The organism is Pleurocapsa sp. FMAR1, assembly GCF_963665995.1.
Classification (GTDB): Bacteria; Cyanobacteriota; Cyanobacteriia; order Cyanobacteriales; family Xenococcaceae; genus Waterburya.
Genome location: NZ_OY762512.1, coordinates 1,196,146 through 1,211,171, shown reverse-complemented (window position 1 = coordinate 1,211,171; position 15,026 = coordinate 1,196,146). Strand labels below are relative to the sequence as shown.

The 15,026-nt window shown below is 34.9% G+C and carries 14 protein-coding genes and 1 pseudogene; 10 read left to right on the top strand and 5 right to left on the bottom strand.

Annotation, left to right across the window (positions count from 1 at the left end; translation table 11 throughout):
• Window positions 1-28 precede the first annotated feature (28 nt).
• From SLP02_RS05910 to SLP02_RS05895, 4 genes are all read left to right on the top strand, one after another.
• Window positions 29-3,511 carry a hypothetical protein gene (locus tag SLP02_RS05910; protein ID WP_319419728.1) on the top strand — a complete coding sequence of 1,161 codons (3,483 nt, stop codon included), beginning with the start codon at window positions 29-31 and terminating at the stop codon, window positions 3,509-3,511.
• A 545-nt stretch (window positions 3,512-4,056) separates the two neighbouring features.
• Entirely contained in the window at window positions 4,057-4,284 is a 228-nt protein-coding gene (locus SLP02_RS05905; RefSeq protein ID WP_319419727.1) for a hypothetical protein, read from the top strand.
• A gap of 252 nt (window positions 4,285-4,536) precedes the next feature.
• Complete coding sequence (locus SLP02_RS05900; RefSeq protein WP_319419726.1) at window positions 4,537-4,722, top strand: hypothetical protein; 186 nt, start codon at window positions 4,537-4,539, stop codon at window positions 4,720-4,722.
• Window positions 4,723-5,488: 766 nt separating this feature from the next.
• Complete coding sequence (locus tag SLP02_RS05895; protein WP_319419725.1) at window positions 5,489-7,042, top strand: hypothetical protein; 1,554 nt, start codon at window positions 5,489-5,491, stop codon at window positions 7,040-7,042.
• 655 nt (window positions 7,043-7,697) lie between these two features.
• On the opposite strand, the gene SLP02_RS05890 is transcribed toward SLP02_RS05895, so the two are convergent.
• Window positions 7,698-8,627 carry a hypothetical protein gene (locus tag SLP02_RS05890; RefSeq protein ID WP_319419724.1) on the bottom strand — a complete coding sequence of 310 codons (930 nt, stop codon included), beginning with the start codon at window positions 8,625-8,627 and terminating at the stop codon, window positions 7,698-7,700.
• Window positions 8,628-8,769: 142 nt separating this feature from the next.
• On the opposite strand from SLP02_RS05890, the gene SLP02_RS05885 reads away from it, so the two are divergent.
• The 6 genes and pseudogenes from SLP02_RS05885 to SLP02_RS05860 all read left to right on the top strand — a co-directional run bounded on the left by SLP02_RS05885 (window position 8,770) and on the right by SLP02_RS05860 (window position 11,123).
• Window positions 8,770-8,964, top strand: a complete 195-nt coding sequence (locus SLP02_RS05885; protein ID WP_319419723.1) for a hypothetical protein — start codon at window positions 8,770-8,772, stop codon at window positions 8,962-8,964.
• Between the two features lie 125 nt (window positions 8,965-9,089).
• Window positions 9,090-9,245, top strand: coding sequence for a hypothetical protein (locus tag SLP02_RS05880; RefSeq protein WP_319419722.1), 156 nt, complete (start codon window positions 9,090-9,092; stop codon window positions 9,243-9,245).
• Window positions 9,245-9,898, top strand: coding sequence for a hypothetical protein (locus tag SLP02_RS05875; protein ID WP_319419721.1), 654 nt, complete (start codon window positions 9,245-9,247; stop codon window positions 9,896-9,898). Before SLP02_RS05880 ends, SLP02_RS05875 begins: the two co-directional genes overlap by 1 nt.
• A 135-nt stretch (window positions 9,899-10,033) precedes the next feature.
• Window positions 10,034-10,327 carry a hypothetical protein gene (locus SLP02_RS05870; protein WP_319419720.1) on the top strand — a complete coding sequence of 98 codons (294 nt, stop codon included), beginning with the start codon at window positions 10,034-10,036 and terminating at the stop codon, window positions 10,325-10,327.
• 185 nt (window positions 10,328-10,512) lie between these two features.
• Window positions 10,513-10,740 (top strand): type II toxin-antitoxin system Phd/YefM family antitoxin, encoded by a 228-nt coding sequence (locus SLP02_RS05865; protein ID WP_319419719.1) that lies wholly within the window; start codon window positions 10,513-10,515, stop codon window positions 10,738-10,740.
• Window positions 10,737-11,123: pseudogene (locus SLP02_RS05860) on the top strand (type II toxin-antitoxin system VapC family toxin). The gene SLP02_RS05865 and the pseudogene SLP02_RS05860 overlap by 4 nt, the downstream one beginning before the upstream one ends.
• A 58-nt stretch (window positions 11,124-11,181) precedes the next feature.
• On the opposite strand, the gene SLP02_RS05855 reads toward SLP02_RS05860, so the two are convergent.
• The 4 genes from SLP02_RS05855 to SLP02_RS05840 all read right to left on the bottom strand — a co-directional run bounded on the left by SLP02_RS05855 (window position 11,182) and on the right by SLP02_RS05840 (window position 15,009).
• On the bottom strand, window positions 11,182-11,664 hold the full coding sequence (locus SLP02_RS05855) for a nucleotide exchange factor GrpE (protein WP_319419717.1): 483 nt from the start codon (window positions 11,662-11,664) through the stop codon (window positions 11,182-11,184).
• A 42-nt stretch (window positions 11,665-11,706) separates the two neighbouring features.
• Window positions 11,707-12,075, bottom strand: a complete 369-nt coding sequence (locus tag SLP02_RS05850) for a hypothetical protein (protein WP_319419716.1) — start codon at window positions 12,073-12,075, stop codon at window positions 11,707-11,709.
• 11 nt (window positions 12,076-12,086) lie between these two features.
• Window positions 12,087-14,354 (bottom strand): tetratricopeptide repeat protein, encoded by a 2,268-nt coding sequence (locus SLP02_RS05845; protein ID WP_319419715.1) that lies wholly within the window; start codon window positions 14,352-14,354, stop codon window positions 12,087-12,089.
• A gap of 91 nt (window positions 14,355-14,445) precedes the next feature.
• A complete protein-coding gene (locus tag SLP02_RS05840; RefSeq protein ID WP_319419714.1) occupies window positions 14,446-15,009 on the bottom strand; it encodes a LysM peptidoglycan-binding domain-containing protein in 564 nt (187 codons plus the stop codon).
• Window positions 15,010-15,026 lie beyond the last annotated feature (17 nt).

The following is a 15,026-nucleotide window of genomic DNA, read 5'->3' as shown; positions in this document are numbered from 1 at the left end:
ATCTAATAATATAAAAGGAGAAAATCAAATGTCTAATCCTGAAATCAACAACAAAAGACTTAAGGGTTCGTCTGATGCCAAAGCAGTATCCTATAACTTTAAAGGTTATGGAAATATCAATGCTGATACTAATCTAACAATAGAGTATAGCGTTGCTGAAAAACTTATTGCTTGGGATGGCGGTAATGCTTATAAAATAGCTGACAATCTAATCTGCGCTCAGAAACAACTCGACTTCGAGACTAATGAATATTTATTTACTATTCCTACTACTGAAGAAGTAGTTAATAAAATCTTAGATACTGTGGAGGATCGGCTAGAAAGTAAAGGACAGCGTAAAAATACAACCCAGTTCCTTAATGGATTGGTAGGCACTGTGCTTGTAGCTGACGGTGAAGTTGAAGAACATAATCCTGATAACTACAATTACGCTAACATTGAGCAAGATCGAGCTAACCTTGTCGATGCTCAAAAAGTTCTTCTTGCAAATAGCGTTTGTGCTTTCCACGTCAACAAACAAGGCTTTATCATACTTAAAAGCGATCGCGATACCAAGACTGCTTGGGTTAAAGATTGTTTAGATGCTGCTACTAAAGCTTTTGGCTTTGCACTGCCTGATAAAACTAATACTAAAAGAGCGTTTGTAAAAGATGCTTTGGGAGTTATGGGTGTATCGGCTAACGGCAGAATCTCTATGGTTAGCAATGACAAAGGCGGAAAATTCTTCAACCGTCACGCAATGGTCAAACATATCAGTGCTGTAATTGCTGAAGAAGATAAAAGCTTTGATAGACTCTTTGCTGAAATCTCTGACAATCGCTTTGCTGCCCATTATGGTCTTGAGCAAAATAGTTTATATCTCAACACTCCATTACTATCCCTAGCCGTTGGTGATGGTGGATGTGTAGTAAGAAATGATATTACCTATACTACCTGCAAACGTCTAGACGGTAGCCTAAACATTGATTTGTTATTTGCTACTAATCCAGAATATAAAACTGAAGTAGTGGCTCTAGCTGGATCTAACAGAAATAACCAAGTTAAGTTTATCAAAGATGAGCTTAAAGCTTACTTAAACTCTGAGTTAGAAGGTAAAGTGATTGCTCCTAGTGAAATTATTGAGTTCCAAAACCTACCTATAATCCAAAACAACACTAACTTAGAGCTTACAGTTTCTAAAGAGCCTATAGTTAAGAAAGGCAAAGCCATTAACACTGAGACTCGCACTATCGCCATCGAGCTTAAAACCCTATCCACAGTTATCGATAGTAATGCCAAACTTCGCGGTCAGTGGTTCAAAGGTATGACTACTCGTAATAACGATGTTGTTGTTAATTCAAAAGAAGGCAGAGTAGAAGCAAATATTATCTTTAACGATAACTCGGTTAAGAACCGCAAAGCAACTCTCATTCGTATGTGGGCGGAGTCTGAAGACAAGTTAGTCAGCTTCGGTAAAGACGGAGAATTTTATCTTGTAGATTACTGCCAAGATACTGAAACCTTTACTCAACAAAAAGAAGCAATTAAATTCTCTAAAGTTCAAGCAGACCTTGATAATAAATACATCAAATCCTACACTGTTTCTCTTATCACTACTGAAAAAGAACTATTACTCTTTGAAAGAGCGAATCCCGATGCTTTTGCTACCGTTAGCAATAAAGAAATTATTGGCAACGGTCGTGTTCGCATTACCTTCAAAGCTGAAGGTATCGAAGCACCTATTGTATATGCTGTGGAATTAAGTTCTATTGCGGAAAACTTTAGTGTCGGTCGTAAGTTATCTGCAATCCAGTCTGCTCACCTAAGCACCTTTGGAACTCCTGGTAGCTTCATCAACAAAACTGTTCGCAACACTATTAAACAGCACTCTAAGAAAATTAGTAGAACAATTGAACTATGTGCTAGTTCTAAAGTTGATGCTCACTTCGACTTGCGTTTTAAGATAGCTCCTGTTCCTATGGAAACTCGTGATGTTCTGGCTCACTTACTAACTATTGCTAACAAAAAGCACAATCCCCGTGAATTCTTCCGTAGCCTAGCTCAGAAGTTTCCACAAGGCATTAAAATCAGTGGCAGCACTAATAAAGGAACTCGTCATTGGACAGTTAGAATCCCTACACATCTTCTGAGCATACAAGGAAGCTTTGACAGTAATAGCGGATGGTCTTTCGATGAAAGAGTCTGTAATGTATATACCTTCCTAAATCTTCTTGCTGATAAAACTTCCTGCTCTCAGTTAATTGCTGACTATGCTATGGGCTTAGGAGTAACATTAGATGAATGGCGTAAAGATGTTGTCCATAACAAGAAGGCATTTACCAAAGGTAGCGCAGTCTATACTACTCACGGTATGAAAGTTCTTTCTAATCCTGAAGCTGGTTTTGAACTACACGGCGGTGAAGAAGTCCCAGTCATTCTGGTAGACGAAAACAATCCTCTTGTTAAAGGCACTGCTATCAGCAAGGATGGTAAATTAGCTAAGGCTATTAAAGACGGCGATGTAGTATTTTTCTATCGTAATCCTATGGTGGATCTTACTCCTGCTATTATCCGTACTGCTAAAAATCAGACTGTTTGTGGCAAATATACTTGTGCAGTTAGTCCGTCTGTACTAGCCTGGAGTAGCCAGACAGATAATGATGGAGATGTGTTATGGGTATGTCCTGCTAACCAAATTGGTGTAGCTAATGTTAATAGCAATTGCTTCACTACTAAAGAGGGTATTGCCATTAACCCAAGCACTGTAGCTGGTAGCTTAATGAAGCACGAACTTGTCGGACAAGCGATCGCTAATAAAACTATGGACGCATTTGGGTGCGAGAATCTCTATTCAGGGATTATCAAATGTCGAGAAAAGTTCAGTGTGCTTAACCCTGCCACAGAAATCGAGATTAACATTCTAGAAGAAGCTGAGAAAGTAGCTAGACACTACAGAGAACGTGTTGGGCAAGGTTACTCTGTTATGTTCAATGCTTATTCTACCTACATCAACAAAATCAATAATGGTGGTGTATTCAGTGAAGCCGAAGTAATAGGTATTAAAGGATGTTCGTTTGTATATTACGAAAGTGCGGGATTATCTGGATACACAGATGATAATGAGAAAGCATTTGCTGACTTAAAAGAACGCGCCAAGGTTCATCTAGGTATCCATAAAGGTAGTTCATCTAGCATGATTAACAAAAAGTTACGCAGAGCGAATTCTGGTAGTGGTGCTGGTTTAAGCACCGAAGTTAAGAATGCTGCTGCTATATTCTTTGCACAGCACTTAGTTCAATCAAAAGTTGAATGCGCGGGCAATTTCTTTGCTAAAGACGCAAAAGCTAGTGGTATCAGAGAAGAAGCTCTTGCCAATGGTTTATTCCGTTCACTAACCAAAGGTGCTTTTATTTATGACGGCACTGAAGTCAACTCTCTATTCAACTCCGCTCAAGTTAATGAAGGTAATCCATTTGCTGATGCTCTAAAAACCTGGCAATCCTTTGTTCAGAATGGTCTTAGCGTAGCCTAATAAGTAGCTTAATTCTATCTCAACAGTGAGGCAATACTGATAAGTTCTGATACCGAATAGAATTTATAAACATTCCAATTATTGACCTATGAAACATTTAAAATTAATAAACACTAAATATAAGTATTTAAATATATTACTTTTCTAATCGATGTCTAAATTAAGTGATATCTCTCTAACTAATAACAGTGCTGCTTAGGTGTAGATTGTTGTAGAGAATATATCATAAGGTATCGATCTTCTAGATTTATCGCCATTTAAGTGTTGGGATAATAAATATCTAGAGATCGATACTCAAGTCTTAATTTAGATTTAGATGTAATGAAAAGCGAATCCCTACCCTTTCCCAGGAAAATACCCTTTGGGTATTCTTCTATTATATTGATACCTAGAGGTAATACTATTAGTAACACCTTTGAGTATCTTCTTAAATTGACTGCTTATTAAGTTAGGAGTCACTCGTTCCCCGTCTTGAAAAGACGCGGCTTGCGAGTCACCGTTGCTCAATAAACAAAATTACATACTTTTAGGAGATAACTTTAATAATGATACCAGCCAATGTATTTGAAGCAATCATATACGACATTGCTGACAGAATTGATGACTTAGTAGAAAACCTTGTTCTAGATGATAAAGGTAGAGAGATATACAAAGCTAAAACATTTACTAGTAGAGACGTAGAAATGTTTAATACTAGTCTAGAGATAGATATAGCACAAGAAAACCTTTGTTTTGATGCAGACATATTGCCCGACAATTTCTGGAATGAATAATAAAAATAAGACCCTTTTAAATTGAGCCAAGGATAGGTAAAAATTCTTCCTGCCTATTAAGTTAGGAGAGAGAACAACCTATTATTAAATAAATATTAAGATAGTAATCCTAGTAATCCAGTTAAGTAGTAGTAGGGTTTCTACCTTTGTGTTTATTACTAGTCTTTGTTCATTAAGTTGAAAAAGATATTCAGAGTAGATAATCACAGGAATTCGATAATTCAATATAACAATTAAAAAGGAGAAATAATTATGTCAGGTTTTTGTTCAAACATTAATAAAAAGTCCAGTAAGAAATCTAAATCTAATTTTAGAGGATACACAGATAAAAACTTAGTGGCGGTGCAAAAGTTCAAAGATGGAGATGATATGGCACTAATTAATTTAGCTTGTCAGTATGAATTAGAAGAGATGATGGCTACTGGTAGATACTTCTAGGTTTTGAAACCCCCTTTAAAATTCTAAGTCAAATGAGGGCTTGTACTAAGTGCGCGCCTTTTTGTTTTATATAGGAACTGAGGGTTTAATCCACGAACGTCTGTAATTAGCCATATTTATCCATATTTAGGCTTGGGAGGCAATCTAATAGGGAAATAATCTTAATTTAAGCTTAGATAGCTTTTTGTTTTTCTAAGGTATTAAAGTTCATTTTACCCATACACAGTAAAGATTTTATTTTTACCAATGATTATAGCAGTAAAATACTTATCTCTTGATTACTCTGTTTTACTATTAGATGTGTTTTTTAACTATTAGTGTGACTAAAGGTATGACTAGGTGGCAATACTAACGGTCATACTTTCCAACCAGACGGTGTTGAAATGCTCAAATACATCTATATTATGCAGTTAAAAAAGAATAAGGGGGGATAACGAGTATAAACTTATACTAAGTTATCGAACAGATAATAAAAATACGTAGTTAGTATCTTTAAAATCAGAGACGATACAGATTAATTTTAAATCTCTTCAAAATAGACAGCCAAACGCTTAAAAGAATTGTTAAAGTTAATTATTAACTCGTTACTTTATATCACAAGCATAAGTAAAAATAATGTTAGTATTAAAGGAATATTAATAATATTTGAAACCAAAAATCTTCCTTAATTTGTGGTTAAGAAAGATTTAGATTATTAGGAAAAACCTAATTTAAAGAAGAGTAAAAGATCAAATATTAATTAATGAATTAACTACTAAGAAAGTTGATGACTAATAAATTAATAAATACATCGATCCTCCCAATTATAGCACAAAAGTCTAGTGTAAAAAAAACTGGTAGTCTTAAGTCAAAATCTTATATTAAGCATCATTGTAAGGTATTAAAATCGCAGTATGAATACATAAAAGGTTTGATGCCGTGGGCTAACGAAGATAGTTTTAAACTTGTAGCTCATATTATGAGTTGCCAATTACATGAATACATAAAAGGAAATAAAGGTTATGTTCCAGTTCCCTATGTGGTAAAAAAAAGATTTTGTAAAAAGGCTGATGTACAGAATTTAGTAAATAAGTGTATAATCGAACGTCTTATTATTGATGAGGAAAAAGGTTATAGTTATTCGGCTGAATTTCACATCTGTACTAGTTACAGAGTTGTAGAAAATATTGTTGAAAGATTTATTGAATTACGGGATATTTGTGCTGCTGAATATATGGCAGCCACCAAAGTTAATTTATTCAATGGTAAAAGATGTAGAGCTATTAACAAAAGCAAGTTTTACGATCGTAATAAGCATCCTTATCCTAAATTAATAGTAGAATCTATCAAATGTATTCCTAAATGTATATTTGAATTAGCTCCAGTTGAAAAACATATTAATGATTTAAAGATTAGTATGGTTGAATCTAAAATTGTCTCTGGAAAAGATAGCATTGAATACAAAAAGGCAAGAGGTAGATTTTATAATGATAGTACTTGTTTAGAAAAGGCTCTTAATCAAGATATAATCGAAGTTTTCCCAGGATTCTATTCATATACTCCAAATTACACGGTATCGAGTACTGGAAGAATACACACCTTTATGCAAAATGCCAGTAGAAAGATGAAGAAAAAAGCTTTTACAAATGTGAAAAACTTAAGAAATTACGATTTAAGAAGTAGTCAAGTCATAGGTTTAATCCAACAGTTTAAATTAGCAGAATTAGACACTACTTGGTTAGAAAATTATAAAGAAAATAAACAGGCTAAGTACGAGTACTCTGCCGAAATTGAAATTAGTGTAGACACATGGAAGCAATGTCTATGCGCTTTACTAATGGGCGGTTATGTTCCAACTAAAGGTCAGAAAACCAATAATGCTAAAATTTGGGAATACCTGATGGAGGAAGCAAGCGGTGAATTTGCATTAGCTGCCAACTATTTATGTAAATTTAGTGACGTTGTTTCTCCCCTGCAAAAAGAAATCACAAAATGGCACGAATGGTTATTAAGCACCTATGTTAAAAAGATTGGCAATTATGCAGCAAGTAAGCTGTACGTGAGTAATCCAACTGGTACTAAAATCTGTGTTAACGATCTACCTAAAGGTAAGGATATTTGGCAACGTAAAGCTAAGATAGCTGCATTTGTTTTACAAGGTCAGGAAGCAGCGTTTATTCATCATTTAACAATTATGAGTCTTCAATACGATTACAAAGTTATTCAGAATGAAATGGACGGGGTAATCACCGTTGGTACTATTCCTAATGAAGCTGTACTGCAAGCCTCTGGCTATGCAGGTATGACTTATGCCTCTTTAGAAGAAAAACCTTTCTCTTAGCTCCATTTTGCAGACGGACTTAGCCCTTAGCTTTATTAGCCCTATAATTTCTCTTAATGTAATCTTAATGTAAAATTTCCCCCATCCATCTCAACAGCCCAGCCTCCACCCCCCCCTAGAACCCCCCCCCAAGACAAGAAAAGACAGGAGAAAGAAACAGAACACAAGGCAGGAGAAGAACAGGAGGCAGGAACAGGAAGCGCGAAGAGAAGACAGGGTTAAGTAGTCCATCATATACTAATATATAGTACCTTAGAGCATACAGACTATGCGTCCTAACCCCTGTCAAAAATCCCGCTTAAGTCCTGAAATACCTATTCTTTCGTAGCCTGAAACCCTATTCTATCGTGGGTTTATAATCCCGATCTCAATATATTCGTACAAATTGAGAATCAAGAATATAGATTATTTGTCAGAGCATCTCAAAAAAATACTCTATCTACAGAATCAATACCACACTATATTAAACCTATAAAAGTAAAATAAGAAGTGATGCTTCCAATTTACGCATCTCCTACGTAAGTAGGAGCGACAAAAGAAGTAGCACTCCGTAAAGTGAGTAGCAAGCAAAGAGGACGGTTCTTTCAACTCCTAATTAAAAAAAAGAGAGATATATTATTACCTCTTCTCTCTTATTGTTTGTGTAGTTATTGAATTAAGAAGCTATATTAATATTGTCTTCTAGTTCGGCAGCAATATAGTTAATAACAGGTTGTTTCCAGCGTAGCTGTTTGCCGACCCATTTATTATCTTTCTGCTTAAAGGAAGCAGTAATTTCCATTTCTGAACAAAGGTCTAGATTTTTAGCCTTATTAGTAGCTATCCAATTCTTCTTAGGCTTAGTTTGTAATCCAAGTTTTTCTAACAGATTATTAACTTTACGGGCAGTATTATATTGAACAAAACCTCGCTCTACTAATTCGTGGAAAATATTAGTTGCAGTATAAAGATTTTTACTATCGACAGCATTCGCTTCAGCTAATAGCATTTTAGCCTCTTCTAGGATGGGTAAAAATTTATTAGGAGCAACAATACTATATATTTTTAAAGCTAATTGTTTACCAATACCAGAATTATTAAATTTAGCTTCAATCTCGTTTCCGATAAATTTGGCTACTTTTAATTGTTCTTCTATGGAGTTAATTTGTCGATCTTGTTTCCAGCCTAAAACCTGTCTAAATAATTTTCTAGCCCCACTAGCAATAAGAGCCGTTGCTACCATCTGGCAGTGATCGGTATAGTCTTTACCTAGTTTAGTTGCATAATGATTAGCAATTATTCCAAATGCTATATCGGGTATCTGTGCTGCTACTCCATTTCCTTGAAAAAATGCAAAGGGGTTAAAGCCATGTAGAGTAAGCTTTTCAGCTAACGAAAAGTCAGAAAATGCAAAGGTATCTAAGTTATGTGATATTTCTTTATTTAAATCTCTACTGAGTTGATAGATGGGTACTTTTAAACATCTTTCAGTACCAGATAAAGAGATCGCAGTCGTACCCTTAATTTCATCTACTATTGATAATTCACTTTTAATAGTGTTTAATAGCGCACTTAAATGATTTGAAATGTTAGAATTATCGTACATAATTATTAAATTAATAGGTACCTAGGGGAGTCGGAAACTTAATTGTCTCTGACTTTTTTATTATATATAATATTTTTAATTTTTAGCACCACAAAATTAAATAATTCTTGTTATAATCAACGAACAAATTATCAACATGAATATGGCGACCAGAAATGATCATTCGATAGGGGTATATATAGGTGGCTCGGTAAAGATATTAATAGAAAAAAAAGCCAATGTCGATAATTTATCTCTGAATCAATATATAGCTGGTCTAATATACCAAGATTCAAATTTACCTAGTGACGGTAGAGAGGCTAATCAAACTGCTGAATTAATACTAAGAGTCGAATAATTAAAGAGAGAGAACCAGAGGCTAAAGTATCAGGGCGAATTCAATCAGATTGCTTGTGAAAATGAGGGTACTGAGATAATGTCGCCACTTCATTTAGAAATGAGTAGGGAAATAGAGCAGGTAGCATGACTAAAAACAATAAAATAACCAGAAACTTCAGAATCGAACTTAATTTGTGGTATCAGTTTAAAGATACGGCAGAACTCAACGGCACGACGCTTAGTAAAGCTCTGAGGCAATTAATTAAAAATTATATAGAAAACCATAAATTAGTAAATTAATGAAGACAATAACTATCAGTCAAAAAGATATAACGCAGCAAGTTCAAGATAAAGTAGCGGTCAAATACAAACACTTAAAACCCGAAGAATTTACTGAAAAAGTATCGGCTGAATTTGGTATGGACTTATATTTTCAGGCAGCCAGTCTAAAGGTAAAAAATAATGAGACGGTAATCCTTAAATTTATCTTAGAAGAAATGCAAGAACCTTTTGAGATGAAGGCTACTAAGGTGAAAGGAGAATTTATGATTAACTACAATAGCCTAACAGATAGCTTGGGTATCCCTTTAGATGAAAGACAAGAGGGGCTAAAAGTAGCTCTTAATCAATCCCTTACCTTAAAATCCGATGAGGCTTACCATCATCCTCTGGGCGACTATACAGAGGAGAAGGGGAAAACTATGTTGAATATGTACTTAACAGCGTGTTTCATGATCAATAGCGTGAGGAATGTCTTTGATGACGGCGATCCCCTATTGGCTGAAAGACACCTAACCAAAATGCTAAACACTATTAACCCTTTAGTAGATGCTAATTCTTTGATCGCAGACATTAAGTTGCATAAAGTGATTGCTATGCAGAAAATAGCAAACATTATTGGTACTGCGCCTCACCAATCAATTATTAATTCAATGGAAATGAAGATTGATTAAATACCTTAACCTCACCTATTTGACCTGCCGAAAGTCAATATAAAAGTCGGAAAGAAATAAGACTGTCATTCATTAATTTGAGTGGCAGTCTTTTTTTATTTGTTTATTAATTTGACTAAAACATCAACTACTACTATGACTACATTCAAAAAAATATACAACGCTAACAAAGATGACCGTCCAGTCTTAGTTTCAATAAGCTGTGAAATAGCCACCAGAGCGCAAATAGAAACAGACTGTCATCGTCTAGTACCTGTAGATACTAAAATTATTCACTTTGAAGATATCCCTCATTGTAAAGTGTATTTACCTTGTGGAGGTACAGACTATAAGTACATTGCAAAACGCCTGCAAGAAAAAGGATACGGCTCTAGTTGGTGTATTAAATCAGTATGGGTTAGCCAGAGCGAACCTGATAATTACATCTAACTACACTACTTTTTTTAAATACTCAAAACTTGACTAAATAGTCAACCAAAAATTATGAAAATAATACTCGCATCAACAATCATCGTTCCTGCCTATCAATATCCAACTTATTTTTTAGTTGTTGCGATCGCTCTATTACTGTTAGTAGATCTCTTTGAACGAGGGTAGAAAGTTAAATTAATACCATGACACAACTAGATATAACCCAAGCGAAGGCAGATTTATCTAAACTCTTAGATCTTGCTATTAAAGGCGAAGAGATTGTTATTACTCAAGATAATAAACCAGTGGCTAAAATTTCTCCTATAGTCTCTATGCAACGCCCCCTAAAAAGAGGTAGTGCCAAAGGAAAAGTACAGATGAGTAGTGATTTCGATGAACCTTTAGAAGACTTCAGGGAATATATGGAATGAAACTTTTACTAGATACGCATACATTCCTTTGGTTCGTAAATGATTATCCCAAACTAAGCAACCATCTCAAGGATCTAATCGAAGATACAAGCAATGTTAGTTACTTGAGTGTAGCTAGCCTTTGAGAAATGTCGATTAAATTTAACTTAGGCAAGCTAACGTTAGACCCTAACTACGAAGAATTTGTCGATAGAGAAGTTGCTACTAGCACTATACAGTTACTCAATATTGAACTAAAGCATCTAAGGATTAATGCTACTCTGCCTTTTCATCACAGAGATCCATTTGACCGCCTCATTATTGCTCAATCTATAGCAGAGGAGATACCCATCATATCTGTTGATTCTGCTTTTAATAAATACTCAGTTAATTTAATTAGTTAAACCCAAAAATTAAGCGTCAAATTTTACTAAATAACTTCTAAAGATTGTAGATTCAACTTTATGGTTTTTTAGACGTAATAACTTCAATAGGACGTAAAACTTTATCTTCCACTCGAAATCCTTGACGAACTACTTTCGTAATTGTTTGCTCCTCAATATCTTCTCTCTCTTCGCGATCGACTACTTGGCAAATACTATAGTCAGGTTTAGTATTTTGAAACTCAATTGGCTCTACTTGTCTGCGCTCAAGAATATTGAGTAGCTTTTTCTGAATAGTTCCCAAAGATTTTGGTAAACGCTTAAAAAATTTGGGATTGGGATCGGGATTTTCTTCAATGTAATTAAGAAAAAATTCCAGAGCATCGAAAACTTCTAGCAATTCTAGAAATAGTTCTTCTTTTTCTGATGTTGCTTTTTCCCCTTGTTGCTGTATAGTTTGCTTGAGAGACATTTTTTCTTTAAGCAGAGTTCCTAATTCCTGTTGAAGTTGATTTCTCTGTTCATCGTTTAGTTTTAAAGCTGGTAATTGATTAGTAGTCATAGTAGAGGTTTTGGTAAAAGTATTATCTTGAGTGGTTTTTGTCTAAATAGGAGAATCTGCAAATAATACTGCCCCCAATCGTCGATCGCTTTGTGATACTTTATTGCTATCTGCGATCGCCTGTTCCAAACCATCAAATTCTGATAAAAATTCTAGTTTGGGTGCTGGTGTATTCAAAGCCGAAAAATCGCTGCGTTTAAAACGTTTAACATTACCAATGAGAGGGCGCAGATAATTAGCGATGATTCTCTCTTCAGGATTCATTAAACTTTTACGAGCAAGAGCGATCGCATCAGGAGGATATTTACGACGCTTCATTGCCATGGCAAAGGCTACAGTAATTTCTTTGTTGGATGCTCCAGGGGATACTTCCAAAACATCATAAGGGTTTGGTGCAGGCGATTTGTTCATTGATTTTCTCTTTAATAAATTCCTAATTGGCTATAAATCGGTTGAAATGCTGGTTCGCGTGGGCAAAGTTCATAAGCCCATCGTCCAAGTTGGTGCATAGTTTCAAAGTTCAAACTACGATTTTTAGCACCTTCGAGCAGTAAGTCTATACACATCTCAGCAAGTCTAAAGCGGATTTTTTCATGGCGAGATCGTTTTGCTACCATAATTGCATCACTAAATTGTCCTTGTTTTATTAAACGATCAATTTTTTCCGCTTCGATTGATATATCTACTCTTTGTATCAAATCGAGAATAAAAGAATTATTTGGATCGATACTTGCTACTTCTTTCAATTCTTTTAGTCCTTGTTCGGGACTAATTTTTTTGTCGTCCAGTTTTATACCGACTTGTATAGCTTTTTTTTCAGCAAAATAACTTTTAGCAGCTTGACTATTTATAAGTTCGTACCAGAATTGACTAAATTCTAGATGTTCTTCAAAATCATCTATTTTCTTACGCTGTAATTCACAAAGTTTATCTATTTCTTTAGACCAAACAGACTTAACTTTAATCTCAGATTGAGCTTGCTGAAGAGATTTAATTGCTTCACGCCATTCTAGATTTTGCAGATAATAACAACCTTCATGGTAGGCGACAAAGCAACTAGCAAAGCGATCGGCAACGGAAGATGGATTTTTGCTAGGTTTAATTTTAATAGCACGGGCTGTATCTCCGTCGTGACAAGCTGCTACAGCCAATCCCCAATCTGTGTATAGTGCGCCCAAGATTTGAACAGGAAATTTGATTTCGGGAAAGCGATCGCAAAAACGCTGGTAACAGCCAGGAAGAATAAACAATTGCTGCTTAATTCTCATCCCACAATCATTCTGCTGAATTAAAGATAATGTCACCATGTCTCGACGATAAATATCTCGTAGTTTAAGATACTTATTAATATCCTCATCTTTTACAGCATCGATCGCATTTTCCAGTATTTGTTTTAGTTTGGCAAAAATATCTTTTATATCTATGGAGTTATTTCCCAACCAAGGAATGTCTTGTAGTGTAGGATTGAACTCTATATTTGCTAAAGCTGTTGACCAAGCAATAATGAAATAATCTAACTTACTGGAATCTGTTTGAGAAAGATAGTAGCTAGCGATCGCCCAATTGTGCAAAGAGTTAATATCCTGTTGTTCTAACCAAATTTGTTCGGTTTTTGCAGCTATTTCTTGCCAGTTTTGACTTTTCCAAATCTGACGATCTAAAAAAGGTTGGATATAATTTTCTAAGTTTTGCTTTACTGTAGGTTCTGAGCCAAACTTGTTGATAAATTCTAAACTAAGTTTTTTAGCTATCTCAACGTTGTTATTATCAACCGTAGATTCAATTTCTTTAATTTGTAATAAGCGATCGCATTCTGCCAAACGTTTAAGAATAGGACGCTGAACTATTTCTATACTGACTTTAGAAATAGACTGCCATTCTCTATCTGCTTGCTGCCAGTTTCCCAATTGAATATGAGCAAAACCACGAATATAAGCTGCTTGTTCTCCCTCTATTCTTTCTAAATAAGAAATTGTTTGTTTGGGTTTTTGTTTAACAACAATAATAGCCAGCCTAATTTTGCATTCAGTAAATTCTGGTAATAGATCTAATGCTTGTTTGTAATTGGCGATCGCTTCTTGAAGTTGAGCTTTATTTTCTGCAATCAACCCCAATTTATATAAGTCTTTGGCTCGTATTACTTGTCGTAATTTACTTAGTAAGTGTTGCCCATCTTCACGAGGAAATTTATCGAGTGCAGGTATAAGTAAATCAATTGCTTCTTTAAATTGTCCTTGTCTAGCTATTTGAGCGGACTGTTTTAAAACCCTTTCATACTTTTTTTGGTGCTTAATACTTTCCTGACATTTAGATATTTCGCTTTCTAATTCAGTGGTGGAAAAAAGTTTCTTGGCTTGCGTAAAATCACGTAATGCTTCTCTAAAATAATTTCTTTTAGCTTTTTTTCTACCTTCAGCTACTAGTTGCTGAAATCTTTGGCAATCGTCTATTTTTTGCTGACATTGATTTGCAGCTTTGACAAATTCGGGTTTATTAACTAATTTACTGCACTGCTTATATAGTGTAAGAACTTGTTTAAGCTTAGTTGTATCGTAAGGACTTCTAGTATCTTTCGTTTCTAATTCTTTGGCTTCAATATAAAGTTCATTAGCTTTATGGTGCTTTCGATATTGGATGAATATGAAGCTACCTAAGCCTATTAAAATAATAAGAAAAAGTAAAAATGGCATACGCTTAATTCTTTTAGAAGTTTAATTAGAGAAATTAATTCAGATATTACAGATCTTTATTGCGTATAAACACTGAAAAGTCTTTGAGTAATTAAATGTTTTGGCAATTGTTCTTAAGATTAGGTACAAATAATAATTCTCCAATTTCTATCGAACTTTCTCGACCTTGTATTGCTGGATTAGCTTTACTAATTAATGACCAAGAGTTAATGTCTCCATAAAGACGCGAAGCAATTAAGGATAAAGAATCTCCTTTTCTCACTACGTAGTTAAAGCCGCCACAGGATTTTGATTCAGACTTTTCTACTCCTTGAGGCTTTTCCACAACGGTAGGAGATACGACTAATTGATCTGCTTTGGTTTCGGATGTTTGATTAGAAGCAGTGGTAGAAGTTGGTGTAGTTTTTGGCTGTTGTTTGGCAATAACAGAATTACCTGCAAATCCTAAGCCAATACCCAGTAGCAGAAATAAAATGGCTACACCCACAGGTAACCACAAAGGAATAGTTCGCTTTTGTTCTTTTCTTTCTACGGGTGTTTCTACTGGTAATTCTGCCAGCATTCGATAAGTAGAAAGATTAGTTTCGCAATTAGGACAAGTATTGTCTTCGATCTGCGAGCGATCGCAAACAGGACAGGTTAACTTTACTGACATGATTCTTTTAAGATGTG

What these genes read in the sequence shown, in the direction of transcription:
- SLP02_RS05840 (WP_319419714.1), bottom strand. Translation starts at nt 15,009, where the DNA reads ATGTCAGTAAAGTTAACCTGTCCTGTTTGCGATCGCTCGCAGATCGAA.
- SLP02_RS05865 (WP_319419719.1), top strand. Translation starts at nt 10,513, where the DNA reads ATGACACAACTAGATATAACCCAAGCGAAGGCAGATTTATCTAAACTC.
- SLP02_RS05880 (WP_319419722.1), top strand. Translation starts at nt 9,090, where the DNA reads ATGACTAAAAACAATAAAATAACCAGAAACTTCAGAATCGAACTTAAT.
- SLP02_RS05850 (WP_319419716.1), bottom strand. Translation starts at nt 12,075, where the DNA reads ATGAACAAATCGCCTGCACCAAACCCTTATGATGTTTTGGAAGTATCC.
- SLP02_RS05875 (WP_319419721.1), top strand. Translation starts at nt 9,245, where the DNA reads ATGAAGACAATAACTATCAGTCAAAAAGATATAACGCAGCAAGTTCAA.
- SLP02_RS05885 (WP_319419723.1), top strand. Translation starts at nt 8,770, where the DNA reads ATGGCGACCAGAAATGATCATTCGATAGGGGTATATATAGGTGGCTCG.
- SLP02_RS05890 (WP_319419724.1), bottom strand. Translation starts at nt 8,627, where the DNA reads ATGTACGATAATTCTAACATTTCAAATCATTTAAGTGCGCTATTAAAC.
- SLP02_RS05900 (WP_319419726.1), top strand. Translation starts at nt 4,537, where the DNA reads ATGTCAGGTTTTTGTTCAAACATTAATAAAAAGTCCAGTAAGAAATCT.
- SLP02_RS05905 (WP_319419727.1), top strand. Translation starts at nt 4,057, where the DNA reads ATGATACCAGCCAATGTATTTGAAGCAATCATATACGACATTGCTGAC.
- SLP02_RS05855 (WP_319419717.1), bottom strand. Translation starts at nt 11,664, where the DNA reads ATGACTACTAATCAATTACCAGCTTTAAAACTAAACGATGAACAGAGA.
- SLP02_RS05870 (WP_319419720.1), top strand. Translation starts at nt 10,034, where the DNA reads ATGACTACATTCAAAAAAATATACAACGCTAACAAAGATGACCGTCCA.
- SLP02_RS05845 (WP_319419715.1), bottom strand. Translation starts at nt 14,354, where the DNA reads ATGCCATTTTTACTTTTTCTTATTATTTTAATAGGCTTAGGTAGCTTC.
- SLP02_RS05895 (WP_319419725.1), top strand. Translation starts at nt 5,489, where the DNA reads ATGACTAATAAATTAATAAATACATCGATCCTCCCAATTATAGCACAA.
- SLP02_RS05910 (WP_319419728.1), top strand. Translation starts at nt 29, where the DNA reads ATGTCTAATCCTGAAATCAACAACAAAAGACTTAAGGGTTCGTCTGAT.